General features: G+C 69.1%; 26 protein-coding genes. 9 read left to right on the forward strand and 17 right to left on the reverse strand.

The features are described 5' to 3' along the window. Nucleotides 1-19: 19 nt before the first annotated feature. From ACFYTS_RS18200 to ACFYTS_RS18210, 3 genes are read right to left on the reverse strand one after another with little or no spacing between them, the layout of a single operon-like run. Nucleotides 20-691, reverse strand: coding sequence for an ABC transporter ATP-binding protein (locus ACFYTS_RS18200; protein ID WP_387305547.1), 672 nt, complete (start codon nt 689-691; stop codon nt 20-22). Beyond that, nucleotides 688-810: a hypothetical protein gene (locus ACFYTS_RS18205; RefSeq protein WP_357276904.1), complete on the reverse strand. Its 123-nt coding sequence runs from the start codon at nt 808-810 to the stop codon at nt 688-690. Before ACFYTS_RS18205 ends, ACFYTS_RS18200 begins: the two co-directional genes overlap by 4 nt. Next, nucleotides 807-1,346 (reverse strand): ABC transporter permease, encoded by a 540-nt coding sequence (locus tag ACFYTS_RS18210; protein ID WP_387305550.1) that lies wholly within the window; start codon nt 1,344-1,346, stop codon nt 807-809. Before ACFYTS_RS18210 ends, ACFYTS_RS18205 begins: the two co-directional genes overlap by 4 nt. Before the next feature lie 660 nt (nt 1,347-2,006). Between ACFYTS_RS18210 and ACFYTS_RS18215 the strand changes: the two genes are divergently transcribed. Further along, complete coding sequence (locus ACFYTS_RS18215) at nt 2,007-2,636, forward strand: TetR/AcrR family transcriptional regulator (protein WP_387305553.1); 630 nt, start codon at nt 2,007-2,009, stop codon at nt 2,634-2,636. Between the two features lie 12 nt (nt 2,637-2,648). Here ACFYTS_RS18215 and ACFYTS_RS18220 read toward each other — a convergent pair whose 3' ends face one another. Further along, the gene (locus ACFYTS_RS18220; RefSeq protein ID WP_387305556.1) at nt 2,649-3,359 is read right to left on the reverse strand and encodes a TVP38/TMEM64 family protein; all 711 of its coding nucleotides are present in this window, start codon (nt 3,357-3,359) and stop codon (nt 2,649-2,651) included. 169 nt (nt 3,360-3,528) lie between these two features. Between ACFYTS_RS18220 and ACFYTS_RS18225 the strand changes: the two genes are divergently transcribed. From ACFYTS_RS18225 to ACFYTS_RS18240, 4 genes are all read left to right on the forward strand, one after another. Next, nucleotides 3,529-5,361, forward strand: a complete 1,833-nt coding sequence (locus ACFYTS_RS18225) for a methylmalonyl-CoA mutase family protein (protein ID WP_387305559.1) — start codon at nt 3,529-3,531, stop codon at nt 5,359-5,361. Nucleotides 5,362-5,363: 2 nt separating this feature from the next. Then, a complete protein-coding gene (gene scpA, locus ACFYTS_RS18230; RefSeq protein WP_357276897.1) occupies nt 5,364-7,622 on the forward strand; it encodes a methylmalonyl-CoA mutase in 2,259 nt (752 codons plus the stop codon). 107 nt (nt 7,623-7,729) lie between these two features. Next, nucleotides 7,730-8,728, forward strand: coding sequence for a methylmalonyl Co-A mutase-associated GTPase MeaB (meaB, locus tag ACFYTS_RS18235; RefSeq protein ID WP_387305888.1), 999 nt, complete (start codon nt 7,730-7,732; stop codon nt 8,726-8,728). A 5-nt stretch (nt 8,729-8,733) separates the two neighbouring features. Further along, a complete protein-coding gene (locus ACFYTS_RS18240) occupies nt 8,734-9,249 on the forward strand; it encodes a GNAT family N-acetyltransferase (RefSeq protein WP_387305563.1) in 516 nt (171 codons plus the stop codon). Here ACFYTS_RS18240 and ACFYTS_RS18245 read toward each other — a convergent pair. Beyond that, a complete protein-coding gene (locus ACFYTS_RS18245; RefSeq protein WP_357276893.1) occupies nt 9,246-10,223 on the reverse strand; it encodes an alpha/beta hydrolase family protein in 978 nt (325 codons plus the stop codon). The genes ACFYTS_RS18240 and ACFYTS_RS18245 overlap by 4 nt on opposite strands. 146 nt (nt 10,224-10,369) lie before the next feature. Further along, nucleotides 10,370-11,554 (reverse strand): acyl-CoA dehydrogenase family protein, encoded by a 1,185-nt coding sequence (locus ACFYTS_RS18250; protein ID WP_387305566.1) that lies wholly within the window; start codon nt 11,552-11,554, stop codon nt 10,370-10,372. Between the two features lie 185 nt (nt 11,555-11,739). Here ACFYTS_RS18250 and ACFYTS_RS18255 point away from each other — a divergent pair, with 185 nt between their 5' ends. Together ACFYTS_RS18255 and ACFYTS_RS18260 are read left to right on the forward strand one after the other, a co-directional pair. Further along, on the forward strand, nt 11,740-12,195 hold the full coding sequence (locus tag ACFYTS_RS18255) for a MarR family winged helix-turn-helix transcriptional regulator (protein WP_379099006.1): 456 nt from the start codon (nt 11,740-11,742) through the stop codon (nt 12,193-12,195). Beyond that, nucleotides 12,192-13,190: a zinc-binding dehydrogenase gene (locus ACFYTS_RS18260; protein WP_387305569.1), complete on the forward strand. Its 999-nt coding sequence runs from the start codon at nt 12,192-12,194 to the stop codon at nt 13,188-13,190. Before ACFYTS_RS18255 ends, ACFYTS_RS18260 begins: the two co-directional genes overlap by 4 nt. A gap of 3 nt (nt 13,191-13,193) precedes the next feature. Here ACFYTS_RS18260 and ACFYTS_RS18265 read toward each other — a convergent pair whose 3' ends face one another. Genes ACFYTS_RS18265 through ACFYTS_RS18275 form a run of 3 tightly spaced genes read right to left on the reverse strand, consistent with a single transcriptional unit; the run spans nt 13,194 to nt 15,512 of the window. After that, nucleotides 13,194-13,556, reverse strand: coding sequence for a DUF1304 domain-containing protein (locus ACFYTS_RS18265; protein WP_387305572.1), 363 nt, complete (start codon nt 13,554-13,556; stop codon nt 13,194-13,196). A 40-nt stretch (nt 13,557-13,596) separates the two neighbouring features. Next, nucleotides 13,597-14,484: an amidohydrolase family protein gene (locus ACFYTS_RS18270; protein WP_387305575.1), complete on the reverse strand. Its 888-nt coding sequence runs from the start codon at nt 14,482-14,484 to the stop codon at nt 13,597-13,599. Continuing rightward, entirely contained in the window at nt 14,481-15,512 is a 1,032-nt protein-coding gene (locus ACFYTS_RS18275; protein WP_357277148.1) for a nucleoside hydrolase, read from the reverse strand. The genes ACFYTS_RS18270 and ACFYTS_RS18275 overlap by 4 nt, the downstream gene beginning before the upstream one ends. A gap of 122 nt (nt 15,513-15,634) precedes the next feature. On the opposite strand from ACFYTS_RS18275, the gene ACFYTS_RS18280 reads away from it, so the two are divergent. Beyond that, entirely contained in the window at nt 15,635-16,207 is a 573-nt protein-coding gene (locus tag ACFYTS_RS18280; RefSeq protein WP_357276881.1) for a helix-turn-helix domain-containing protein, read from the forward strand. Between the two features lie 2 nt (nt 16,208-16,209). Here ACFYTS_RS18280 and ACFYTS_RS18285 read toward each other — a convergent pair whose 3' ends face one another. Then, nucleotides 16,210-17,772, reverse strand: coding sequence for an MFS transporter (locus ACFYTS_RS18285; RefSeq protein WP_387305890.1), 1,563 nt, complete (start codon nt 17,770-17,772; stop codon nt 16,210-16,212). A 175-nt stretch (nt 17,773-17,947) separates the two neighbouring features. Further along, complete coding sequence (locus ACFYTS_RS18290) at nt 17,948-19,318, reverse strand: CoA transferase (RefSeq protein WP_387305578.1); 1,371 nt, start codon at nt 19,316-19,318, stop codon at nt 17,948-17,950. A 65-nt stretch (nt 19,319-19,383) separates the two neighbouring features. Between ACFYTS_RS18290 and ACFYTS_RS18295 the strand changes: the two genes are divergently transcribed. Beyond that, nucleotides 19,384-20,172 carry a thioesterase II family protein gene (locus ACFYTS_RS18295; RefSeq protein ID WP_387305581.1) on the forward strand — a complete coding sequence of 263 codons (789 nt, stop codon included), beginning with the start codon at nt 19,384-19,386 and terminating at the stop codon, nt 20,170-20,172. Between the two features lie 51 nt (nt 20,173-20,223). On the opposite strand, the gene ACFYTS_RS18300 is transcribed toward ACFYTS_RS18295, so the two are convergent. From ACFYTS_RS18300 to ACFYTS_RS18325, 6 genes are all read right to left on the reverse strand, one after another. Next, nucleotides 20,224-21,000 (reverse strand): O-methyltransferase, encoded by a 777-nt coding sequence (locus ACFYTS_RS18300; RefSeq protein ID WP_387305584.1) that lies wholly within the window; start codon nt 20,998-21,000, stop codon nt 20,224-20,226. 85 nt (nt 21,001-21,085) lie between these two features. Beyond that, nucleotides 21,086-21,457, reverse strand: coding sequence for a DUF2784 domain-containing protein (locus tag ACFYTS_RS18305; RefSeq protein WP_357276871.1), 372 nt, complete (start codon nt 21,455-21,457; stop codon nt 21,086-21,088). Between the two features lie 20 nt (nt 21,458-21,477). After that, nucleotides 21,478-22,254: an O-methyltransferase gene (locus ACFYTS_RS18310; protein ID WP_387305587.1), complete on the reverse strand. Its 777-nt coding sequence runs from the start codon at nt 22,252-22,254 to the stop codon at nt 21,478-21,480. A gap of 298 nt (nt 22,255-22,552) precedes the next feature. Further along, entirely contained in the window at nt 22,553-24,004 is a 1,452-nt protein-coding gene (locus ACFYTS_RS18315; protein ID WP_387305590.1) for an SDR family NAD(P)-dependent oxidoreductase, read from the reverse strand. 117 nt (nt 24,005-24,121) lie between these two features. After that, nucleotides 24,122-25,195: a hypothetical protein gene (locus ACFYTS_RS18320; RefSeq protein ID WP_387305592.1), complete on the reverse strand. Its 1,074-nt coding sequence runs from the start codon at nt 25,193-25,195 to the stop codon at nt 24,122-24,124. After that, nucleotides 25,192-25,407 carry a hypothetical protein gene (locus ACFYTS_RS18325; RefSeq protein WP_379099041.1) on the reverse strand — a complete coding sequence of 72 codons (216 nt, stop codon included), beginning with the start codon at nt 25,405-25,407 and terminating at the stop codon, nt 25,192-25,194. Before ACFYTS_RS18325 ends, ACFYTS_RS18320 begins: the two co-directional genes overlap by 4 nt. Nucleotides 25,408-25,480: the final 73 nt, after the last annotated feature.

Here is a 25,480-nt window from a genome sequence, read left to right on the forward strand (position 1 = left end):
ATTGTCGTATTTCATGGAATCACGCGTGGGCTTCGTAGATCGACTGCGCCAATTCGATCTTGAGAGCCTGTAATTCGGATGTAGCGGTGACAGCTAACTCCCGGACACCGTTCTCGTCGTCGCCGAGCAGGGTGATGGCGCGGTCCACGACGACCCGTCTCGGCCGGGCGCTCATGACCAGGACCCAGGTGGACAGAAATACCGCTTCCTCCACCGAATGGGTCACGAACACAATGGTTTTCCCGGCTTCGCGCCACAGTCGCGGCAACTCCACCTGCAACCGCTCACGGGTCAGTTGATCCAGCGCGCCGAACGGCTCGTCCATGAGGATGATGCGCGGATCGTTGGCCAGCACCCGCGCGATCCGCGCACGCTGCTGCATCCCGCCGGACAGCTCATAGGGCCGCTTTCCGCCGAGGTCACTGAGCCCGACCAGCTCGAGCAGCCGGTCCGCCGCGACCCGGCGCGCCTTCTTGTCCACGCCACGACACTTCGGCCCGAACTCGACATTGCCGCGGACGCTGAGCCACGGGTACAGCGTGGGCGACTGGAAGACGACACCGCGTTCCGGGCTCGGCCCATCGACGCGGTCCTGGCAGACCAGCAGGGTGCCGGTGCTGGGTTCGAGGAACCCGCCGAGCAGTCGCAGCAGCGTGGTCTTGCCGCAACCGGACGGCCCGACGATGCTCACGAACTCGCCGGGCTCTCCCCGCCGCCGCGCGACTGATCGGTGCGTCCGGACTGGACGCACGCGGTCAGGGAGACGGCGAGCAGTCCGGCGACCGCCAGGGCCGCGACAACGCGTTTCATGCTTGGCCTTTCCACGGCACGACCAGCGCGCCGATCCGACTGATGACCGCGTCGAGCGTGAGCGCGGTGAGACCGATGATGATGCAGGCCATGGTCAGCGCAGTATTGAGCTGCTGACCGGCCAGGAAGGCGAGCCCGCCGATTCCGGGGATGCCGTTGTTCAGCTCCGCCGCGACCACGGAGGTCCAGGCGAATCCGACCGCGACCCGGATCCCGCCGATGACCTCGGGCAGGGTGGCGGGCAACAGCACCCGGGTGACGACCTGCAACCGGTTGGCCCCCAGCGAGCGCGCGGCATTGATCCGGTCGGCCGAAACCTGGTGCACGCCCGCCATGGTCGCGATCACGATGGGCGGGAAGGCGGCCAGGAACAACAGCCATATCTTGGAGGTGTCGCCGATGTCGAACCAGACGATGAGCAGCCCGATATAGCCCAGCGGCGGCAGGGTCCGCACGAAGTTGAGGTAGGGGCCGACGACGGTGGCCGCCGTCCGGGAGGTGCCGAGCGCGAATCCGGCTATCGGACCGAGGATCACGGCCGCGCCCGCTCCCGCGGCGATGCGTTGCAGGCTGGCCAGCAGGTGCTCCCACAGGAAGTAGTTCTGCTCGCCCGGGCACTTCGCGGGGGACGCCGGGCGCGAGCGGATGCCAGCTGTTGGCGCGTACGAAGGCGTCCCACACGGCGTGCGGGCCCGGCAGGAATTGCGGGTCGACGAACTTCGCGGCGGCGACGGCCCACCACAGCGCCAGGAATCCGGCCAGCGATGCCGCGCGCACGGCGAGGCCGCGAATCGGTCCGGCGGGCAGGGTGATTCGGGCCCGGTCGGCGGGGGTGGTCGTGGATCGGGTCGCGCCGATGCTGATCATGCGGGTGTACCGGGCACGTGGCCTCCGGGCACGGGTCCCGGGCTACCCGATCACGCCGCCGAGGATCCGGATGCGCCAATCCTGGTGTGCCCCTTGCCCGGGAGGGGTGCAGGTATCACGTTGATCAGTGGTATCGGCAGGCGGCCCGAGGCAGGCGCGGCGGCCGACCATGGAGGGCGCGAGGACGGTGGGAAGGCGGGGACCCCACCGTCCTCGCGCGGATCACGCCGGTAGCCCGTGGACTGTGAGCAGGTGGGGGCAGGTTGGTAGCGTGGTTGCAGGAAAACGATCGGTTGATCGGATATGAGCTGAGCCTGGAGGAGAGTGTCGTGACGGCCGTACGTCGGACTCAGGCCCAGCGGCGCGCCGAGACGCGAGAGGCGCTGATCGAGGCCACCATTCGGGCGATCGTCGAGAAGGGCTACTCCAAGCTCACGGTCAACGAGATATGCCGCCGCGCCGGCGTCTCGCACGGCGGACTGTTCGGCCGGTTCGACTCGTTGTTCGACCTGGTGGCCGCGGCCGCGGGCGAGGTCGGCCGCCGCCAGATCGAGCGTTTCGGCGCGAATGTCGCCGAGCTGCCCGATCCACGCGATGTCGACGCGGTGCTGGCGATCTGGCTCGACGCCGCCCGCGACCCCATCAATACGGTGTGGCTGGAGCTGACCATCGCGGCCCGCACCGATGAGCAACTGCGCGAACACCTCTCGGTGGTCCGCGACGAGTACGCCGCGGCCCTGCTCTCCGGTGGCGGCCTGCCCGCCACCCGCGGACTCACCCCCGAACAGAACCTGGCCCTGGGCTCGATCGTGGTGTTCTGTTTCGACGGCTTCGCCATCCACACCGGCACTTTCCCGCAGCCGGAACTGGATGCCGTACGGCTGGCCGCCCTGACCACCATGGTCCGGCAGTACCTCGACACCCACCTCGTATCCGACCGGGCCCCAGCGCGAGACTGACCGATCCTCGGGTCAGCGGCCCGCGCCGGTCGGGTCCGCCTGGCCGACCGTCATGCGAGCGTCCACGACCAGCCCGATCACGCCCACGGCCAGGCAGGCGACGGTCACGATGATCTGGGCGGGGGAGGTTCGGTTGGTGAGGGCGTCGCCGAGCAGCACGGTCCCCACGGTGCCCGGGATGATGCCGAGGAAGGTGGCGGCGAGGTAGGGCGTGAATCGGATGGAAGACAGTGCCGCGCAATAGTTCACGATGGAGAACGGCGCGAAAGCGATGAGCCGCAACGATCCGATCGCCAGCCAGCCCCGCCGCGCGAGCCGGGTGTCCACCGCCTGCACCGTCGGATGGGTGAGCCTGGCGCGAACTCGCTCGTGATCGAGCGCGCGCACCAGCCACAATGCCAGCACCGCGCTCAGGGTGGTGGCGGTGATGGCGAGAGTCAGCCCCTCGGCTGACCCGAACAGCATCCCCGCGCTGAGCGTGAAAATCGTTCGAGGGAACGGGGCGACGCACATGAGTGTGTGCACCGCGAAGAACACCAGCGGCAGCATGGGCCCGACCGAGTCGGCCCACTGCCGGATCTGCTGGGGTGCCGGATGCGGCGCGAAGGCCGCGAGCGCGAAGAGTAGTCCGCAGCCGATCAGCAAGGCCAGGGTGCGGGGTTGGCGCAGGCGGTTGAGCAGCCCGGATGCGCGCTCGAGCGGGGAGCTCACGGTTGTTGGCACCGCGCCAGGTTACCCGCTGGTAGCGAGACTCCGGAGACGGCAATCACGGGGGTGCCGCTAGCATCAGGGGAAAGACGAGGAATGCTCGTTAACCAAAGTGACCGTTGATCTGCGCGAATGCCGGCCCAACGGGCACCGCGGTCAGGGAGTGGAAGAAGGAACAGCAGCTATGCCGATTGCTTCCGACTCGGACACCGATCCGGTGCCCGAGTATGCCGCCTGGCGCAAGGGTGTCGCCGGGGTGCTGGCGAAGGCCCGCAGGGTGGATGCGAGCGAACTGCCGGACGAGCCGGAGAAGCTGCTCGCGGTCACGACCTATGACGGTCTCACGGTCAACCCGCTCTACACGCGCCGCGACGAACTGCCCGAGCAGCCGCTGCCCGGGCAGTTCCCCTACGTGCGCGGTGGCGACGCCACCCGTGACGTGCACCGCGGCTGGTTCGTGAGCCAGAAGTTCGCCGGTGAGGACGCGAAGGCCGTCAACGCCGACATCCTCTTCGCGCTGGACAACGGCGTGAGCGCCGTGCAGCTGGGCGTCGCCGAGCGTGGCGTCCCGGTCGAGGGCCTGGCCACCGCGCTGAAGGGCCTGCTGTTCGAGCTGGCCCCGCTCACCCTGGACGCCGGTCCGGCCGCCAATGAGGCCGCCGCCCAGCTGTTCTCGGTGCTCGACGCTTATGCCGCGGCCAACGCGACCACGGTGCCGAACCGTGCCGACATCCGCGTCTCGCTGGGCGCGACCCCGCTGACGAGCCTGTTCGCGGGCACCTCCGCCATCGACCTGGACGGCGCGGTCGCGCTGGCCCAGCAGGCGGTGGCCCGGCCGGAGACCATCCGCGCGATCACCGTGTGCGGCGTGGCCTTCCACAACGCGGGCGCCTCCGACGCGCAGGAGCTGGGTGCGGCCGTGGCCGCGGGCCTGGAGTACCTGCGCTCGCTCACCGACGCGGGCGCCGACATCGTGGATGCGCTGGGGCAACTGGAGTTCCGCTTCGCCGCCACCGACGACCAGTTCGAGATGGTCGCGAAGTTCCGTGCCGCCCGCAAGCTCTGGGCCCGCGTGGCCCACGTGTGCGGCGCTCCGTCCGCCGGCAACGCGCCGCAGCAGGCCGTGACCTCCGCGGCCATGATGAGCCAGCGCGACCCGTGGGTGAACATGCTGCGCACCACGCTCGCCGCGTTCGGCGCGGGCGTCGGCGGCGCCGATATCGTCACCGTGCTGCCCTTCGACGCCGCCCTGCCCGCCGGGGAACTCGAGGTGTCGCAGGCGTTCTCCGAGCGCATGGCCCGCAACACCCAGCTGCTGCTGCTCGAGGAATCCCACCTCGGTCACGTGCAGGACCCGGGCGCGGGCTCCTGGTACGTGGAGTCGCTCACCGATGAGCTCGCCGCCAAGGCGTGGGAGTTCATGCAGGAGATCGAGGCCGCGGGCGGCTACCTGGCCGCGCTGCAGGCCGGTCTGCTCGCCGAGCGCGTCGGCGAGACCAAGGCGAAGCGCGATTCCGATGTGGCGCACCGCAAGACGGCCGTCACCGGTGTCAACGAGTTCCCGAACCTGGGCGAGAAGCCGCTGTCGGAGGCCGCGCGCGCCGACGACGCCGCCCGCTACGGCGCCGCCTTCGAGGCGCTGCGCAACCGCTCCGACGCCTACCTGGCCGCCAACGGCGCGCGCCCGCGGGTGCGCCTGGTTCCGCTGGGCCCGGTGTCGGAGAACAATGTTCGTGTCACCTTCTCCACCAACCTGCTGGCCTCCGGCGGCATCGAGGCGGTCACCGAGGCCGGTCCGTCGATCGCGGTGCTGTGCGGTTCGGACAAGCGGTACGGCACCGACGCCGCCGCGGCGGTGGAGGAATTGCGGGCGGCCGGTGTCACCACCGTGTTGCTGGCCGGACCCGAGAAGGCGGTCGCGGACCTGACCGGCGCCCAGCGCCCCGACGGTTTCGTGACCGCGCGCATGGATGCGGTGGCGGCTCTGTCCGGTCTGCTGGAGAAGCTGGGAGCGTAGAGATGAGCGATATCAAGCACCGGATCGGCAATTTCGCCGAAGTACCGCTGACCGAGGGCGACACCGCCCCCGCCGAGGTCAGCGCCGCGCAGGTCGAGGAGTTCGTCAAGACCGCCGCGACCGCCAATCACTATGCGCCCGAACAGCTCACCTGGTCGACCCCCGAGGGCATCGACGTGCCGCCGGTGTTCACCAAGGCCGACCGCGACGCCATCGTGGCCGAGGGCTACCCCCTCGACAGCGTGCCGGGTATCGCGCCGTTCGTGCGCGGTCCTTACCCGACCATGTACGTGAACCAGCCGTGGACCATCCGCCAGTACGCGGGCTTCTCCACCGCCGCGGACTCCAACGCCTTCTACCGCCGCAACCTGCAGTCGGGTCAGAAGGGCCTGTCGGTCGCCTTCGACCTGGCGACGCACCGTGGCTACGACTCGGACCATCCGCGCGTCACCGGTGACGTCGGCATGGCCGGCGTCGCCATCGACTCCATCCTCGACATGCGGGAACTGTTCGATCAGATTCCGCTGGACCAGGTTTCGGTGTCGATGACCATGAACGGCGCGGTGCTGCCGATCCTGGCGCTCTACGTCGTCGCCGCCGAGGAGCAGGGCGTCGCGCCCGAGCAGCTGGCCGGAACCATTCAGAACGACATTCTGAAGGAGTTCATGGTCCGCAACACCTACATCTACCCGCCCAAGCCCTCGATGCGGATCATCTCCGACATCTTCGCCTACACCTCCGCGAAGATGCCGAAGTTCAACTCGATCTCCATCTCCGGCTACCACATCCAGGAAGCCGGTGCGACCGCCGACCTGGAGCTGGCCTACACCCTCGCCGACGGCGTGGAGTACATCAAGGCCGGTCTGGACGCGGGCATGGAGGTCGACAAGTTCGCGCCGCGACTGTCGTTCTTCTGGGCCATCGGCATGAACTTCTTCATGGAGGTCGCGAAACTCCGTGCGGGCCGCCTGCTCTGGAACGAGCTGGTCGCCAAGTTCGAGCCGAAGAACTCCAAGTCGCTCGCGCTGCGCACCCACTCGCAGACCTCGGGCTGGTCGCTGACCGCGCAGGACGTGTTCAACAACGTCGCGCGCACCTGCGTGGAGGCCATGGCCGCCACCCAGGGCCACACCCAGTCGCTGCACACCAACGCGCTCGACGAGGCGCTGGCCCTGCCGACGGACTTCTCCGCCCGCATCGCCCGCAACACCCAGCTGCTGATCCAGCAGGAGTCCAACACCACCCGTCCGGCCGACCCGTGGGGCGGCTCGTACTACGTGGAGTGGCTGACCCACCAGCTGGCCGAGCGCGCCCGCGCCCACATCGCCGAGATCGAGGCGCACGGTGGTATGGCGCAGGCGATTTCGGAGGGCATCCCGAAGCTGCGCATCGAGGAGGCCGCGGCTCGTACCCAGGCCCGCATCGACACCGGCCAGCAGCCGGTGATCGGCGTCAACAAGTACCTGGTCGAGGAAGACACCCCGATCGAGGTCCTCAAGGTCGAGAACTCGCGCGTGCGCGCCGAGCAGAACGCCAAGCTGGAAAAGCTGCGCGCCGAACGTGATTCGGCCGCGGTCGAGCAGGCGCTGGCCGAGCTCACCCGCGCGGCCGCCTCGACCGAGGGCGGCATGGAGAACAACCTGATGGCCTTGGCCATCGCGGCGGCCCGCGCCAAGGCCACCGTCGGTGAGATCTCCGATGCCCTGGAGCAGGTCTACGGCCGCCATCAGGCCGAAATCCGTACGCTCTCCGGCGTCTACCGGGAGGAGGCGGGCAAGGTGACCAATATCAGCAAGGCCATCGAACTGGTCGAGGAATTCGCCGAAGCCGAGGGCCGTCGCCCCCGGATCCTGATCGCCAAGATGGGTCAGGACGGCCACGACCGCGGCCAGAAGGTGATCGCGACCGCCTTCGCCGACCTCGGCATGGACGTCGACGTGGGCCCGCTGTTCCAGACCCCCGAAGAGGTGGCGCAGCAGGCGGCCGACAACGACGTGCACGTCGTCGGCGTCTCGTCGCTGGCCGCAGGCCACCTCACGCTGGTGCCCGCCCTGCGGCAGGCACTGGCCGATGTCGGTCGCCCCGACATCATGGTCACCGTCGGCGGCGTCATCCCGCCCGGTGACTACGACGAGCTGTACGCCGCCGGCGCCGCGGGCATCTTCGGCCCCGGCACCATCATCGCCGACGCCGCGATCGACCTGATCGGGAAGCTGGCCGCACAGCTGGGCCACGAGATCGGCAGCGGCGCAACGGAATGAGCGACGCCGCACGCGCGACCGGGGGTGGCGAGAACCACCCCCGGCTCGGCACCACCGCCGGTGTCGGGGTCCCCGGACCCGGCCCCGGCGTCCGGCCCGCCACCCCCGTGGCGCGCCGGGTGATCGATGTCGACCAGCTGGCCGCGCAGGTGCGGGCGGGGGAGCGGGCCGGACTGGCCCGCGCCATCACCCTCGTCGAATCCACCCGCGGCGACCATCGGGAACTGGCGCAGCGGCTGCTGCTGAAGCTGACCCCCGACGCGGGCAAGGCGCTGTCCAATCGCGTGGGCATCACCGGCGTGCCGGGCGTCGGCAAGTCGACATTCATCGACGCGCTCGGCATGTACCTGATCGGCCAGGGCCATCGGGTGGCGGTGCTGGCCGTCGACCCGTCCTCGACCCTGACCGGCGGCTCGATCCTGGGCGACAAGACCCGCATGGAACGGCTGTCGGTGCAGCGCGACGCGTTCATCCGGCCCTCGCCGACCGCGGGCACCCTGGGCGGAGTCGCCAAGGCGACCCGCGAGACCATCGTGCTGCTCGAGGCCGCGGGCTACGACGTGATCCTGGTGGAGACCGTCGGTGTCGGCCAGTCCGAGGTCACCGTCGCCAATATGGTCGACGTCTTCTGCTTCCTCACCCTGGCCCGCACCGGCGACCAGCTGCAGGGCATCAAGAAGGGTGTGCTCGAACTCGCCGACCTGGTGGCCGTGAACAAGGCCGACGGCCGTCACGAACTCGAGGCCAAGGCCGCCGCCCGCGAACTCCAGGGCGCCATGCGGCTCGTGCACCCGCGCGAATCGCTGTGGCGGCCACCGGTTCTCACCATGTCCGGCCTCAACGGCACCGGCCTGGACACGTTCTGGGACGCGGTGCTCACCCACCGCCGGGTGCTGACCGAGGCGGGCGAGTTCGCCGAGAAGCGCCGCCGCCAGCAGGTCGACTGGACCTGGACCATGGTGCACGACAACCTGTTGCGCCGCCTGTCCGAGAACCCGGCCGTCAAGGCCCTGAAGGCCCCGGTGGAGAAGCAGATCCGCGACGGCTCCCTCACCCCGGCACTGGCCGCCGAGGAGATCCTGCGGGCCTTCGACGAACGGCCCTGACCGCCATGACCATCCGGATACGCCCCGGTCTCGCCTCCGACGCGGACGCGGTCGCCGCGCTGCACACCGCCAGCTGGCGCACCGCGTACGTCGGGATCATGCCCGGGGCGTATCTGGACGGGGCGCTGGCCGATGACCACAGAGCCATGTGGCTGTCCCGGCTGACCGCCGAGGTCGCGCCCGGCAGCCTCTTCATCGCCGAATCCGGCTCGGATCTGCTGGGATTCATCTATCTGGCGCTGCAACCGGACGGTCGCGTTCTGATCGACAATCTGCACGTCAGCCCGGCCCTCAAGCGCGGCGGCATCGGGACGCGGCTGCTGCGTCACGGATTCGAGTGGGCCGCCGCCGAATTCCCTGGCCACCTGGTGTATCTGGAAGTGCTGGAAGACAATACGGCCGCCATCGCGTTCTACGAACGCCATGGCGGCCGGGCCGGTGTGCCTCGAACCTATCGCTTCCCGCAGGGCTTCGAGGTTCAGGATCTCGAAATCACCTGGCCTGTACCGCCCGCCGGCTAAACCCCCAGGGCGTCGGCGATCAGTGGCCAGGAATCGTGCACGTCATCCTGCCAATACGGCCAGGCGTGCGTGCCGTCCCGGTAGGCGACCTGCGCCGGAATCCCCAGCTCCCCGAGCCGGGTGACCAGGGAGTCCGTACAACTGCGGACCACCGTCTCCATGACCCCGCCCACCGCCATGCGATCGGTCAGCGTGGCCACGTTCCCGCCGATGCTCGGGTCCGCGAGGGAATCGTGCGCGCCCGGCGCGCCATTGCCCGCCGAGATGTAGAGCGCCACTCCGCGCAGCCGGTCCGCGTTGATCACGGGATCGTGGGCGTCCCAGGCCGGATTGTCGTCGGGCCCCCACATATTGGCGGCGTTCGCCCGGAACAGGCCGAGCTCGGAGTGCACGAAACTGCGGGCCACCGCGTCGGTGGTGCGCGGGCAGCCGCTGTAGGCCCCGACCGCCTGGTACATGCCGGGCGCTTCGATGGCGAGATTCAGCGCCGAGGTCGCGGACATGGACGCGCCCGCGATCGCGTTGCGCCCGGTCATCTGGAAGTGGGATTCCAACAGCGGCGGCAGTTCGCGGATCAGGAAGGTGGACCACTTGTTGCGGCCCAGCGCCGGGTCGTCGGAGAGCCAGTCGGTGTAGAAACTGGCGCGCCCGCCGATCGGGGTGACGACGTTGACCGGCTTGTCGGCGAAGAACTGGGCGACATCGGTGCGATTGGACCAGGGTCCGCCGGATTCACCGCCGTCGACCGTGTTCAGCAGGTACAGCGCGGGGGCCGGGCCGTCGGGGTGTGACACCCAGACCGGGATGTTGCGTCCCATGGCCGCGGAGTAGACGGTCACCTCGTACTGGCGTCCGCCGAGCGGCCGCACGTCCACGATGCCGGAACCGCCGCCGGGGTCGGCGTGCGCGGATGCTGGCACCAGGGCGGCAAATATGGCGATCAGGGCAACGAGGGAGCGCGTCAGCCGATGCATGACAGTGAGTATCCCGCTGCTGATGTCGATTCCTTTGACATCAGCGCGCGTGTTCGCCGCCGATGGGTTTCGCGGTGGGCGAAAACGGGTATAGGGGCGCGGTCCGGCAGCAGCATCCCGGCAGCTATCGGACCGCGCCGAGGATGTCAGATCATCATGCGCAGCGGGCCCTCGGGTTCCAGGCCCATGGTGGTCAACGCCGTCGAGTGGTAGATCGAACCGGGCGTGTGGATGGCGTGCTGCAATCCCACGTGCGCGTCGCGCCAGAACCGCTGCATGAGGTTCTGCCGCCGCGCCGCGTTGCCGCCGGACCGCGCGAAGATCTGGTCCACCGCCGCCACCGCCCGCCACGCACAGCGAATCTGATTGCGGCGCACCACGGCCCGGTCCTCGAAGGAGATGGGTTTGCCCGCGTCGGCGAGATCGTAGAGGCGGCTGATGCCGTCGAGCAGCTGGCTGCGGGAGGCGGCGATGTCGGCGGCGGCCTCGGAGATGGCCGACAGCACGATCGGGTCGTCCTTGATCATGGTGCCCGTGGCGGTGACGCGATTGCGCTGGTAGTCGAGGTGGGCCGCGAGCGCGCCCTCGGCGATGCCGATGACCGCGGCGGTGATGCCGAGCGGGAACATCGACCAGAACGGCAGCTTGTAGACGGTGTCGGTGCGGCCCGCGCGCTCGGCGGCCAGCTCGCCTTCGGCGACCGCCTCCATCTCGATGGTCCGGTAGGCCGGAATGAACGCGCCGTCGACGATGATGTCCTTGGACCCGGTGCCCTGCAGCCCGATGACGTCCCAGGAGTCGTCGACGATGGTGTAGTCCTTGCGCGGCAGCACCACGTGCAGCACGGTCGGGGGCATCACCGGGTTGCCCTCGGTGTCGGCGAGCAGCGCGCCCAGGAAGATCCAGTCGCAGTGGTCGGTGCCGGAGGAGAACGCCCAGCGCCCGTTCAGCGTGTACCCGCCGTCGGTCTGCTTCGCGACGCCCATCACCGCGTACGGCGAGGCGATCCAGGCTTCGGGGTTCTCGCCCCACACCTCCTCCTGGAGCCGGCGGTCCATCAGCGCCATTTCCCACGGGTGCGCACCGACCACGCCGGTCACCCATCCGGTGGAGCCGCAGTTCCTGGACACGGCCATGACCGCCTCGGCGTAGTCGCGCGGGTGCGCGGCCAGGCCACCGTACTCGGTCGGCTGCAGCATCCGCATGATGCCGGTCTGGCGGAGCAGCTTCACGCTCTCGTCGGAGAGCTTCCCCAGCCGCTCGGTCTCCGGGGCAGTCGCCGCGAGCTGTCCGGACAGCTCCTCGATACGGCTCACTACCTCATGCGTCATTGCAACTCCCCGCTGCTCGGCATTCCTCGATTGGAACGCGTTCCAGGGCAACGTATCCCGAATGTCCGCGGTTCGCCGGATAAACCCGATCGCTATCACCATGCATCGTCTCCGCGCTGCCGGTGTGACGGAGCAGACCGGCAGATAGATTGTGCACAATCTAATTGGTGGCTACCGTATTGTCCGTGACCGATGAGCAGGCACTGGAGAACCAGCTGTGCTTCGCGCTGTACGCGGCGTCGCGGGCGATGACCGGGTTGTACCGGTCCAAGCTCGACGCGCTCGGCATCACCTATCCGCAATATCTGGTTCTGGCCGCGCTCTGGCAGCGCGACGAGCGAACTGTCAGCGATCTGTGCGCGGCGCTGGACCTGGACTCGGGCACGCTCTCACCCCTGCTCAAGCGCCTCGAAACGGCGGGCTTCGTGACCCGCCGCCGCTCCACGACCGACGAACGTCGTGTCGAGATCAGCCTGACCGACCGCGGCCGCGACCTGCGCGCGGCCGCCTGCCACATCCCCGGACGGGCCGAGGAGATCTCCGGCATGTCCACCACCGAACTGGCCGACCTGCGGACGACCCTGCACCGGCTCACCGCGGCCCTGGCCGCCCACCCTCGATCGAAGGAGAACCCCTCATGAACGCTCCCATGCGCGCGGTGGTCATCGAAGCATTCGGCGAGCCGAAGGACGTGCTGACCACGTCCGAACGGCCGGTGCCCGAACCCGGCCCGGGCGAGGTGCGCGTCGCGACCACCCTGGCCCCGATCCACAATCACGACCTGGCCATCATTCGCGGCATCTATGGCTATCGGCCGGAGTTGCCCGCCGTCCCCGGCACCGAGGCCGTCGGCCGCGTCGACGCGCTCGGCGCGGGAGTCACCGGCCTGGAAGTCGGTCAGCGCGTGACGGTCTCGGGTGTGCAGGGTGCGTGGGCGGAGTACTTCGTCGCCAAGGCGGGCGGCGTGGTGCCGGTGCCGGACTCGGTGTCCGACGCGACCGCGAGCCAGCTGCTGGCCATGCCGCTGAGCGCGCTCATGCTGCTGGAGGACCTGAAGGTCGAACCCGGGCAATGGATCACGATCAATGCCGCCAACGGCGCGGTCGGGCGGCTGCTGAACCTGCTGGCCCGCGCCCGCGGCGTGAATGTGCTCAATCTTGTGCGCAGTGAGTCCGCCGCGAAGTCGTTGCGGGAGCGGGGTTTCGAGCCGGTGCTCGACACCGAGTCCGCGGACTGGGTCGAGCGGGCCGCCGAGGTCACCGGCGGTGAGCCGATCGTGCGCGCCGTCGACCAGGTCAGCGGCAAGGCCGCCAACGACCTGCTCACCGTGCTGGCGCCGCGCGGCGAGCTCATCACCTTCGGTGCCCTTTCGGGTCAGCCGCTGGTGCTCGATCCCGGCCCGATCATCTTCAAACAGGCCGTGGTGAAGGGCTTCTGGGGCTCGAAGCGGGCCGAGGAGATCGGCGGCGAGGAGCGCCGCCGGCTCATCACCGAACTGGTCACCCTGGCCGCCCAGGGCGTGCTGGATCTGTCCGTCGAGACCGCCTACCCGCTCGAACAGGCCGCCGAGGCGGCCGCGGCCAGCGAACGGCCGGGCCGCAACGCCAAGATCGCGCTCAGCGTCTCCGGCAGCTAGCGACTATCCGGCCAGCAGCACCGCGGCCAGCGTGATCGCGCCCGGCACCGCCTGGGCGAACAGGATCCGCCGGCTCGCGGTGGCCGCGCCGTACAGTCCAGCCACCACCACGCAGACCGAGAAGAAGATCTTCGCGGCCTGCCCGACCGGATCGGACGCGACCAGGCCCCAGATCAGGCCCGCGGCCAGGAAACCGTTGTAGAGGCCCTGATTGGCGGCCAGCACCTTGGTCTCCTCGGCGAACTCGGCGGTGGTGCCGAAGCTCGCGCGAACCCGGGGCGTGGTCCACAGGAACATCTCCATGACCAGGGTATAGACGTGCAACGCGGCGAGCAATCCGACGAGGATTTCCGCGACCAACCGCATGACCGGCCCGCCTTTCTCGATATCGCCAGGACGTGAGGTGCTATCCGAGAGTGAACACGCGTGCCGCGTTATCGTGGCAGACCGCGCGCAGCCAGTCGTCGCCGAGGTCCAGGCGTTCCAGCGCGAACAGCGCGTGCCCGTACGGGTAGGGGATGTTCGGGAAGTCGCTGCCGAACAGGATCCGGTCGCCGAGATCGCGGACGCGGGGGAGTTCGGCGGTGGGGAAGGGGTCCGCGGCCTCGAAGAAATCGGTGAAGTTCATCGTGGTGTCGAGCAGGACGCCGGCGTGAGCCTGGGCGATGTCGAGGAATTCGCGGTACTCGGGAGCCCCCATGTGCGCGATGATCAGCCGTAGTCGCGGGAAACGCCGCAGCAGGGCCGTGATCGGCTCGGGACCGGTGAATTCCCCGGCGGCGGGCCCGGATCCGCAGTGGATGACCACCGGCGTGCCCGCGTCCTGGATCAGGCCCCACACTTCGTCCAGCAGCGGATCGGCCGGGTGGTAGTGGCCGACCTGGATGTGCAGCTTGAAGATTCGAGTCCCGGACTCCAGTGCCGCGCGCACGTACTCGGGCGCGCCCGGCTCCGGATAGAAGGTCGAGGTGTGCAGGCAGTCCGGCGTGCGGGAGGCGAAGTCGGCGGACCAGCTGTTGAGCCAGGCCGCCATGTCGGGTTTGTGTGGATAGATCATCGAGGTGAAGGCGCTGACTCCGAACCCGCGCAGCGTCTTCAGCCGCACCTGCTCCTCGTCGCGGTAGGTGATCGGCCATTCGCGATGACCCACCAGCGGTCCGGCCGTGTCGAAGTAGGTCCACACCTTGCGCAGCACCTGCTCGGGCATGAAATGCGTGTGCACGTCGATGATTCCGGGCAGTCCGAGGCGTTCGCGGAATCCGGTGACGTAGTCGAGGTCTGTTCCGCCGGTCACCGGTCGGTGTCTCCTTCCGCGAACACCGTCCGCGCGTAGTCGCCGACGCGGCCGATCAGCCGCTCGAAGAATTCCTCGGGCCCGGTCGCGACCACGATGTCCGCGTTGGGTTCCCGGCCCCACATCCCGGCCCAGTCGGCCACGGTGGTGGCGCGGGTGAGGGTGCCGGTCAACTCCACGTCGACCGTCGCGGGCTTGGTGACGGCCAGGCTCGGGTCCAGTGCCACCGCCGCCGCGAACGGGTCGTGCATGTGCGCCAGATAGCCCTGGTCGTAGAGCTTGTGGAAGTCGAAGTAGAAGCGCACCGCGTTGGTGAGGAACCGCACCAGCGGATTGCTCGCCTTCGAGCGGGCGTGTGGCGGATCGTCCTCGGTGACCAGTTCCACCGGCGTGCTGCCCGCCCGTTCGGCCAGCAGCGCCAGGTGCGGGGGCTTCATCTCGATGGTCTCGGTGATGTCGAGCGCGCACACGATCGGCCGGCGGTCGGCGGGCACGGCGGAGAAGGCGTCGAAGACCTCCTTGGCCGCCTCCGGATCCACGTGCACGTTCCACTCGTTGGTGGGGGTGGTGTTGCCCGGGTGGTTGAACGCCCCGCCCATGATGACCAGCCGCCGGAGCAGTTGCGGCAGTTCCGGTTCGACGCGCAGTGCCAACGCCAGGTTGGTGAGCGGGCCGGTGCACAGGCCGACGATCTCGCCGGGGTGCTCGCGGGCCAGGTCGACCCACAGCTGCGCGGCCGGCCGGTTCGACAGCGTCCGCTTGCTCGGCGGCAGCTCCGCGTACCCGACCCCCTGCGGCCCGTGGGTGTCCTCGGTGGTGCGCAGCGGCACCGCCAGGGGTGTCAATGCTCCTTGTGCCACTTCGATTTCCGGGGCTCGCGCGAGATCGAGTAGCGCCAGATTATTGGCCGCGACCTGCGGTGCGGGCACATTGCCCGCGGTGGAGGCGATTCCGATGATCTCGGCCTCGGGGGAGGCGAGCAGGTAGAGCAGACCGAGGGCGTCATCGATGCCGGTGTCGTTGTCCATGAGGATCTTCTGCCGCACGGGTTCGAGGGTAGCGGGGACGATGCCGGATGGAACCGAGGCCCGACCGGGCGTTTGATACGGGTGTCTGGAACGAATGTCTAAGACACTGCTAGGGTGAGGTCATGGGAAATCGAGAAGACCTGCTGGAAGGTGCACGCAAGGCCGTCCTCGAGCGCGGACTGGCCAAGGTCACCGCCCGGGACATCGCGAGCGCCGCCGGTGTCAGCCTCGCCGCCATCGGCTATCACTTCGGGTCCAAGGACCAATTGATCACCGAGGCCATCACCATCGGGGTCGGCACCCAGATCGGCGACGGCATGGAGGCCGCCATCCGCGACGCGGGGGAGGGCCGCACGCTCTGGGAGTCGCTCGCCGCGACCTGGAACGGATTCGTGGACGTCGTGCAGCGCAATCGCGACGGCCTGCTGCTGAGCATGGAGAACGGCTTGCAGATCGCGCGCGATCCCGCGCAGCAGATCTTCATGGCCGAGGCCACCGAGGTGGCGCACCGCGATATCGTCGCCATCGTCAAATCCACCCATCCGGATCTGAGCCAGGATCAGGCCGTCGCGGTCGGGAAGCTGCTGTTCCTGGTGTTCCAGGGGCTCGCCATCCAGATGGTCATCGCCCCGAGCGCGGAACTGCTGGACGGTGATTCGCTCACCACCGCCATCGAGGCGATCCGAGGCGAGTGATCTCAGCTGGGCGGCACGTGCCGCAGCCGGGTCACGGCGATGACGGCCAGCAGCAGTGCGGCCCCCGCCGCGATGGCCGCCGTCAGGTGCATGCCGGTGAGGAAGGCCTGCTTGGCGGCGTCGGCCACCGTGGTGCCCAGCCTGCCGGGCATGGTGCGCGCGACTTCCAATGCCGCGCCGAGCGTGTCCCGCGCCGCGCGCGCGTCGGGTTCCGGCATGCCGTAGGGCAGGCCGGCATTGAGCTGGCTGCGGTAGATGGCGATGCTGATGCTGCCGAGGATGGAGATCCCGAGCGCGCCACCGAATTCGGCCCCGGTCTCCGAGAGTCCGGAGGCGGCCCCCGCCTGCTCCGGCGGAGCGGTGCCGACGATGAGCTCGGTGGTCACCCCGAAAACCGGTGCCAGGCCGAACGACACCAGCAGCGACGCCACGATGGTGAGCTCCACCCCGCCGGAGGTGGTGATCTGGGTGAGCAGCAGCAGTCCGGCGGCGGCCATGGCCATGCCCGCGCCGATCATGTAGGCGGGCCGTACCACCTTCATGATGCGCGGGCCGAGCTGCGAGCCGACCATGAAGCCCAGGCCCGCCGGGATGGTGGCCAGGCCGGCGCGCAGCGGCGACATGCCCAGCACCAGCTGGAAGTACTGGCCCACGAACAGGGCGTATCCGAAGGCGACGAAGATGGCGACCATATTGATGGTCAGCGCGGTCCGGAAGCTGCCTAGTCGGAACAGGCGTAGGTCCAGCATCGGCTCGGGCGTATTGAGCTGCCGCCGAACGAAGATCACCCCGATCCCGATGCCGGTGGCCAGGGCGGCCACCGCGATCGGGCCGGGCCCGTCCTGGGCGGCCTTCTTCATGCCGAATACCACCAGCAGCACCGCCGCCGTGCACAGCGCGGCGCTGACCGGATCGAGGCGGCCCGCGTCGGGATCCCGGAACTCGGGCAGCACCCGGGGCGCGAGCACGATCAGTAGCACCATGACCGGCACCGCGAGCAGGAACACCGACCCCCACCAGAAGTGTTCGAGCATCAGCCCGCCCGCCAGCGGCCCGATGGAGCCGCCGACCGAGTAGGAGCCCACCCAGACCCCGACCGCGACCGACCGTTGCCCCGCGTCACGAAACATGGTGAAGATCAACGAGAGTGTGGAGGGCGCGAGGGTGGCCCCGGCGACGCCGAGCAGTGCCCGGCAGGCGATGAGCACCGGCGCGGACGGCGCGAACGCCGCGATCACCGAGATCGCCGCGAACGCGGCCGCTCCGACCATCAGCAACCGGCGACGGCCGATGCGGTCGCCGATGGTGCCCATGGTGAGCAGCAAACCCGCGACGAGAAATCCGTAAACGTCGATGATCCACAGCAATTGGGAACTGGTCGGCCGCAGGACCTCGCTGATCTGCGGCACCGCCAGGTGCAGGACCGTCAGGTCCATCGAGTAGACCAGGCACGCCAGTGCGAGCACCGACAGTCCGGCCCATTCCCGTCTCCCTACCTTGGTGGCGCCGGTGTCGCTGGCGGCGGTGAGCAAGGGAGCAGGTGTGTCCACGGTGACGTCCTCCATCCGCATGTCGACATACGGGTCGACAATTTTGATGTCGGTTTCAGGGTCTCATTTATTAACGCCGTATGTGGGATAAGTGGAGGCGTGTCGAAAGTGCTGCATTGCAAGGCAATTCGACTATTTCTCGGATGTGCTTACGGGTGTGCGTGCAGCAGCTTGTATACATTCGCCGAAGTTACGAACCGTCCGGTCGGGCTTTCCATTCGGGAGCGCTCGATCCGTAGGCCGGAGCGGGCCACGGAAAGTCCGGATACTCGCTCAACGCCGGGCCCGCGGTGCTCACCGCCGCGTGCGTCACCGCGTAGCGCGGATCCGGGACCTGCGCCGGCGCGTGCCCGGGCGTCCGGCCCGGCGCGGTGATCAGCCAGGATGCGGTGCGAGCCAGCGCGACCCGGACGTCGCGGCCGCGACCGTCGGCGCGGCGCGCGCACAGCGCGTCCAGCACGCCCGCCGCGAGCAGGTACCCGCTGGCGTGGTCGAGGGCCTGGGCCGGGAGGGCGCCCACGACAGGTTCGTTACGAGAATTATCGCGTGTGCCTTCGATCAGAGAAATTCCGGATGCGGCCTGCACGATGCTGTCGAAACCGCGGCGATCTCCCCACGGACCCTGTTCGCCCCACGCCGAAACTCGGCCGTGCACAATTCCCGGTCGAATATCACCGGGCCGCACTCCGAACCGTTCCAAGCTGCCCGGTCGGTAACCCGAGATGATTATGTCCGCATTGCTGATCAATTCGCGAAAGACCGGAAGTTCGGTGCGCAAATCGACTACAGTGGAACGCTTCCCCTGACAGGTGTCCAGGAACTGCCAGTCGATCTCCGGCAGCTCCGGCGGGTCGATCCGCAACACATCGGCTCCCAGCAGGGCCAATGCCCGCGTCGCCACCGGACCGGCGATCACCCGGGTCAGATCCAGCACCCGGATCCCGCGCAACGGGAGCATTGCCGTTGCGGCGCAGAGTGAGTCGAGCGCGCCCCGATCGTCGCGGGCGTCGAGCGCGACCAGCGGGCCGGACGCGGCCGCTGTGCCCTGTGGGCTGTCAGCCCACTCCCGCTCGGTGCGCACCCGGAACGCGATGGCCGCGTGCTCGGCGGCGCGGCGTTCGATATCGGCGGCCGTGAGCGTCGCGACCCGCCGGGTGAAATCCTCGGGCCCGGCCCCGGCGGACAGATCGAGCGCCGCCAGCAGACGCGTCCGATGGTGCGGGTAGTTGGCGTGCGTCCGCACCCAGCCGTCCGCGCTCCGGAAGAAGCCCGACAACTCCGCGAACATTCGCGGCTGCCGTCCATCGATCCGCAGCAGCTTGTCGCTCTGGAAGGCCGCCGCGACACGGCCGGGATCGACGACACCGCGCAGCGGCGTCACCCCGCAGACTTCGCGCCACCGGTCGGCGGCACCGGCGAAGGCCGCGACCGCGCCACCCGCCAGCGCCCAGACCGGCAGCGTCGCAGCCAGATTCGCGCCCGCATCGAGGGTCGGCACCGGCGTCCCGGCAACCCCGATTCCGGTCTCGTAGTCGCGAACCAATGCGTCATAGGTGGCCACGAGCCGACTCTAACGCCGGGCCCAGGTGCGAGCCCGACGCGAGATCTCGGGGCATACTCGATCGGATGAGCGCCCATCGACTCCCCGGAACCACCTGGCTGCGCGAACTGAAGCCCGATCCCGCCCCCGAGACCGTACTGGTGTGCTTCCCGCCCGGCGGCGGCTCCGTCGGCGCCTACCGGCAGTTGGCCCAGCGCTTCGGCGCGGGCACCGCGGTCTTCGGCGTGCAGTACCCCGGGCGGCAGGACCGCCTCGGCGACCCGCCCGTCCCCGCGCTCACCGAACTGGCCGGGCACGCCGCCACCGACCTGCTGACCTGGCCGAAAGACGTGCGGCTGGCCATCTTCGGGCACAGCATGGGCGCGACCGTGGCCTACGAGACCGCCCGCCGAGTCGAGGCGGGCGGACGCGAGGTGACGCACCTGTTCGTCTCCGGCCGTCCCGCACCGGTGCACGAGGAGTCCGGACGCCTGCACGAGGGCCCGGACGAGGGTCTCATCGCCGAACTCGAACGCCTGTCGAACGATCCGGCCTCGGTGCGCATCCTGCGCGACGAACCGGGGCTGGCCGATCTGGTCCTCCCGGCGGTCCGCACCGACTATCGCGCGGTCGAGACCTACCGCCATCAGATCGGCGCTCCGCTGCGCACGCCGATCACCGCGCTGATCAGCTCCTCGGACCCGACCACCTCGGCCGTCCAGGCCGGGCAGTGGCGCGACTTCACCACCGCCGATTTCGATCTCGCCACCTTCGAAGGCGGCCACTTCTATCTGGACCTGCCCGAGAACATCAAGGCCCTGGCGGACTCGATCACCCGCGCGCTCGCCGCGGCGACGCCCGGCCCCTCGAAGTGAGTCGGCCGGACTACCGCGGACAGCGCCTGGGCCGCCGCGGCGAGTTCGCCGTCAGCCCAGGTATTCCGACTCGAGCACCCGGTCCTTGAGCAGGGACTGGTACTCGATATGGGTGTCGTGCTCCACGGTGCGCCAGGACGTGCCCTCGGCCTCCCGCATGTAGGCCAGGTAGTCCGGCGCGCCGGGAATGCGCATATTGTCGGCCACCACGATGGTGCCCGGGTGCAGCCAGCCCGCATCGAGAATGCGCTTCAGATCGGCGAGGTACGCCGACTTGTCGTGGTCGACGAAGACGAAATCGACCGCGCCCTCGGTGATCCCGTGCTCCTCGGCGAGCGTGCGGATGGTGTCCCCGCCGTCGCCGATGGTGCCGACCACCACCGTCACCCGATCCGCGAATCCGGCGTGCGCGATGATGGCCCGCGCCACCTCGGCATTGGCGGCGCTGAACTCGACCGAGATCAGCCGCGCGTCCTCGGGCAGCACCCGTGCCGTGCGGACCGCGCTGTAGCCGACGTAGGTGCCCAGCTCCAGGGCCAGTGCCGGATTCGCCCGGCGTACCGCGGCATCCAGCAGCAGGCCCTTCTCGTCGCCGACGTTCACCAGATTGCTGCGCGTACGTGCGAACCGGTCGATCGCGTCCAGCACACTGTCCGGGTTGCCCTGCTCGGCATTGGCCAGCACGTGATCGCGCACCGCGGCCTCACGCCCGTCACCGAATTGGCCCGTGCGGGTGAAGGTCCCGATTCCCCAGACGGTGCTGACCGCCGTGCGCACCGGATACACCACCCGCTCCAGGAACACCGACGCGATCGATGAGCCACCCATGAAAACCCCTTAAGTCACTTCGACAACCAGCGCGATTATGCACGCCCCGAAGCGGATTCGCCCACGGCGCCCGGATCGTCGGTGATCACGACGGTGTGGCGGCCCGCCGCCGCGACAGCAGGTACAGGCCCACCCAGGAAACGACGACGCACACCACCACGACCACTCGGACCTCTTCCAGCGCGCTGCGGGGGTAGAGCACACCGGTGATGTAGTGGTCGATGAATCCGCTCGGCGGCAGGCCCGCCTCGCCCGCGCGGTGGCGCGCCCAGTTCTCCAGGTTCGTCAGCGGGCACTCGACCGTGAACAGCACGGTGCTGAATCCCCATCCGAAGGCGAGCAGGTGCAGCCAGATCGTGCGGGGCCAGCGCCAGGCGATGAACCCGCCCACCACGACATAGGCCACGAACGCGAAATGCACGACCGCGGTCGCGTCGGCCAGCAGCCGGTAGACCATGACCCCAGGATAGGTGCGGGTCAGCCCAGATACTCCGACTCCAGTACGAGATCTTTCAGGAGCGACTGGTATTCGACGTGGGTGTGGTGCTCGACGGTGCGCCATGTGGTGCCCTCGGACTCGCGCATGTACCGCAGGTAGTCCGGTGCTCCCGGAATGCGCACATTGTCGGCGACGGCGAGGCTGCCCGGGTGCAGCCAGCCGGCCTCCAGGATCGTCTTCAGGTCCGGCAGATAAGCCTTCTTGTCGTGGTCGAGGAAGACGAAATCGAGTGTGCCGGCACCGAATCCGTGCTCGGATACCAGACGCTTCACAGTGTCGCCGCCGTCGCCGATGGTGCCGACGACAACGGTCACCCGATCCGAGAGTCCGGCGTGCTCCAGCAGCGTGCGCGCGATCGACGCGTTGTCGGCATTGAGCTCCACCGACACCAGCCGTGCGCCCGGCGCCAGCACCCGCCCGATCCGGACCGCGCTGTACCCGCAGTAACCACCCAATTCGAGGGCCGACGCGGGACTGGCTCGGCGCACCGCCGCGTCCAGGATGAGGCCCTTCTCGTCGCCGACGTTCACGAGCATGCTGCGGGTCCGCGCGAAGCCGTCGTACGCGGCGAGCACACTATCCGGATCGCCGGCCGTCCCGTGGGCCAGCACGTATGCCCGCGCCGCCTCCTCCCGGCCGTCGCCGACCTGACCCGTACGTGCGAAAGCCGGCCCGCCCAAGGCGAATCGGATCACCGACCAGCGCAGGAACGGCAACCGCTCCCGCAATGCATCAGCCACAGACTTAGCGCTCATGAGATCACCCGTCCTGGTGGGGGAGTGCGTGTGTCGATCATGGGCCGCGGTCGGAACGCGGGGTGGGGGAGTGCACGTGGATCGAATTCGGGAAACCCGCAGGGTAGGGGAGCTTCTCGTCCAATTCTGACGGCCGCCCGACGCTCGGCGGAGCCGATTTCGACAATCAAGTCATATGAGTACGTACATATGCGCATCTAAACATGAATCCTCACGTTCTCGAAAATGGTCAAGAAACAGCCCCCTCACCTTCAAAAACAGCAAAGAGGGGAGGGAGCTGGGTCGGTAAGGGAGTCGGCTACCAGTTGGAAGGTTCGTAGTCCTTGAGGAAGCAGCCGTACAGGTCGTCACCGGATTCGCCGCGGACGATCGGGTCGTACACGCGCGCCGCGCCGTCGACCAGGTCGAGGGGTGCGTGGAAGCCCTCCTCGGCGAGCCGGATCTTGGTGTAGTGCGGTCGCTCGTCGGTGATCCAGCCGGTGTCGACGGCGGTCATGAGGATCTTGTCGGACTCGAACATCTCGCGGGCGCTGGTGCGGGTCAGCATGTTCAGCGCGGCCTTGGCCATATTGGTGTGCGGGTGCCCCGCGCCCTTGTAGCCGCGGGCGAAGACGCCTTCCATGGCGGAGACGTTGACGACGTACTTGCGGCGGGCGGGGGCCGCGGCCATGGCCGGGCGTAGTCGGGAGATGAGGATGAACGGCGCGACCGAGTTGCACAGCTGCACCTCGAGCAGTTCGGTGGCATCGACCTCGCCGACGTTCTGCACCCAGCTGTTGGTGTGGGCGAGATCGGGCACCAGGCCGCCCGCGTCGATGGCGACGCCCTGCGAAATGCGTTCGGGGGTAGCCGATCCCGCGATCAGGGCGAGGTCGGTGATGTCGGCGGCGGTGAGGTTGGGGGTGAGGCTCGCGGTCAGCGCGGTGGGGTGGGCCTGCATGGTCTTGCCGAAGCTGATCACGTCGGGCAGTTCGCCGGCGGGCAGCGGTCCGTTCTCGGCTTCGACGAGGGCGCTGTAGGCGCCGACCGAGCGGCGCACGGTCTGTGCGGCGTTGTTGATGAGGATGTCGAGCGGGCCCTGGGCGGCGACGTCGTCGGCGAGGGCGACGACCTGGGCGGGGTCGCGCAGGTCGATGCCGACGATGCGGAGCCGGTGCAGCCAGTCGGCGCTGTCGGGCTGGGCGGCGAAGCGGCGGATGGCGTCGTTGGGGAAGCGGGTGGTGATGGTGGTGTGGGCGCCATCGCGCAGCAGGCGCAGCGCGATGTACATGCCGATCTTGGCGCGGCCGCCGGTGAGCAGGGCGCGCTTGCCGGTGAGGTCGGTGCCCGCGTCACGCTTGGCGTGGCTCTTGGCGGCGCAGTCCGGGCAGAGCTGGTGGTAGAAGGCGTCCACGCGGGTATAGCGCTGTTTGCATATGTAGCAGGGGCGCGCCCGCAGCAGGGTTCCGGCGCTGCCGCCTTCGGTGGCGGAGCTGATCGGGATCCCGGCGGTTTCGTCGTCGATGCGGTTGGGAGAGCCGGTGGCGGTGGCGGCCACGACTTCCTTGTCGGCGGCGGAGATGGCGTCGCGGGTGGCGATGCGCTTGTTGCGCTTGAACTTCTTGAACATGTGCCCGACGGCGCGCTGCACGGTGACGGAGTCCGGGTGGTCCTTGTCGAGCTGTCCGGCTTGTTCGAGGACGCGCAGGCAGGTCGCCAGATCTGCGGGGTCGATGGCCGGGGCGTCGGTCGGGGTGGTCTGCTCGGCCATCGGAGCTGCGGTGATCCTTCGTGTGCGGGGCGGTGGACCGAGCCATTCTCCCAGAGCGCCGCAGGTGCGGGTCGCCCGGCCGTGACCTGGGACCGGGCGCGGTGGGTGGGGGTCGGGTCAGGCGGTGGCGGTGCGGAGGGGTTCGAGTCGGATGGCGTGGTGGTCGTGGCCGAGTTCGCGGGCGTGGTCGGCGACCCGGGTGAGCAGGTCGGCGGGGATGTGGTCGCGGAGGTGAATGAGGGTGTGCCACACCGTGTCCGGGGTGTCGGGGGTGAGGGCGGCGTCGACGAGCGGCATGGCTTGGGGCCACAGGTCGTGGGCGGCGGTGGCGTCGATGATGGCCGCGAGGATATGTTCGTCGTGGATGGCGGGGCGTTGGGCGAACAGGCGCAGGCTGTCGGGGCTCATGGCGCTGGTGATGGGCAGCAGGGTGGTCCAGGCGTCGAGTTCGGCGACGGCGGTGATGAGGCCGTCGAGGACGTCGTCGCCGAGGCCGGCGGTGATGTCGCCGATCCAGGCGCGGTTGTGGGGTGCGATGTTGTCGAGCAGGTCGATGCCTTCGGCCCACATCCGCTGGTCGTGGGCGGCGCGGATGATGCCAGGGACGCGGTCGGCGACGATGTGCAGGACGCGGTCGAGGGCGGTTTTGTCCTCGAGCAGGAAGCCGATGCGCAGCAGGTCGGGGTCGCTCATGACGGGGGCGGCGGCGCGCAGGGCGGGTTCGGGGATGACGTGGACGAAGCGGCCCATGGTGATGTGGTCGCCGCGGGACAGTAGTTGGCGGGCGACGTCGGCGACCATGGTGGCGGGTACGGCGGCGATGATGGCGGCGGTGCGGCGGGGGTCGAGCTGGACGGCGGCTTCGGCGAGGAAGGCCGGGGTGAGGTTCTTGGCGATGTCGACCGCGCGGCGGGGTTCGACGGCGCCGGCGACGGCGGCGCACAGGATGGGTCCGAAGGCGCGTTCGGCGATCTTGGAGCCGATGGCGACGGGGACGATGGCGCTGGCGGTGGCGATGGCCTTCATGCGTTGGGCGTCGCGGTCGAAGAGCAGGTCGGTGACGCGTTCGCGGTATTCGCGCAGGGCGGCGGGTGGGAGGTCGACGAGGAAGTCGAGGTCGGTGGGGTCGTCGAGGCCCAGGACGCGGGCGAGTTTGGTGGTTTCGGCGACGGCGGCGAGGTGGTCGCTCATAGACCCAGTGCTTTCTTGACGGCGGGGCGCAGCAGGCGCGGGACGAAGTCGAGGGAGGAGCCGAGGGCGGCGTCGAGGGTGTCGCGGCGGTGGGTCTTGGCGGCTTCGAGGAGGCGGTGGAGTTCGGCCAGGTCGCTGTCGGGGAGCTGGTCGAAGGCTGCGGGCAGGGGTGCGCGCAGGGTGTCGCCGAGTTGGCGGGCTGGGTCGGACATCGTCGTCTTTCCGGTGGTGCGTACTGCCGGTACGGGATTCGATACTGGCAGTACGATCGGTCCGAAATCAAGC

Source organism: Nocardia sp. NPDC004151 (assembly GCF_042874235.1).
Classification (GTDB): domain Bacteria; phylum Actinomycetota; class Actinomycetes; order Mycobacteriales; family Mycobacteriaceae; genus Nocardia.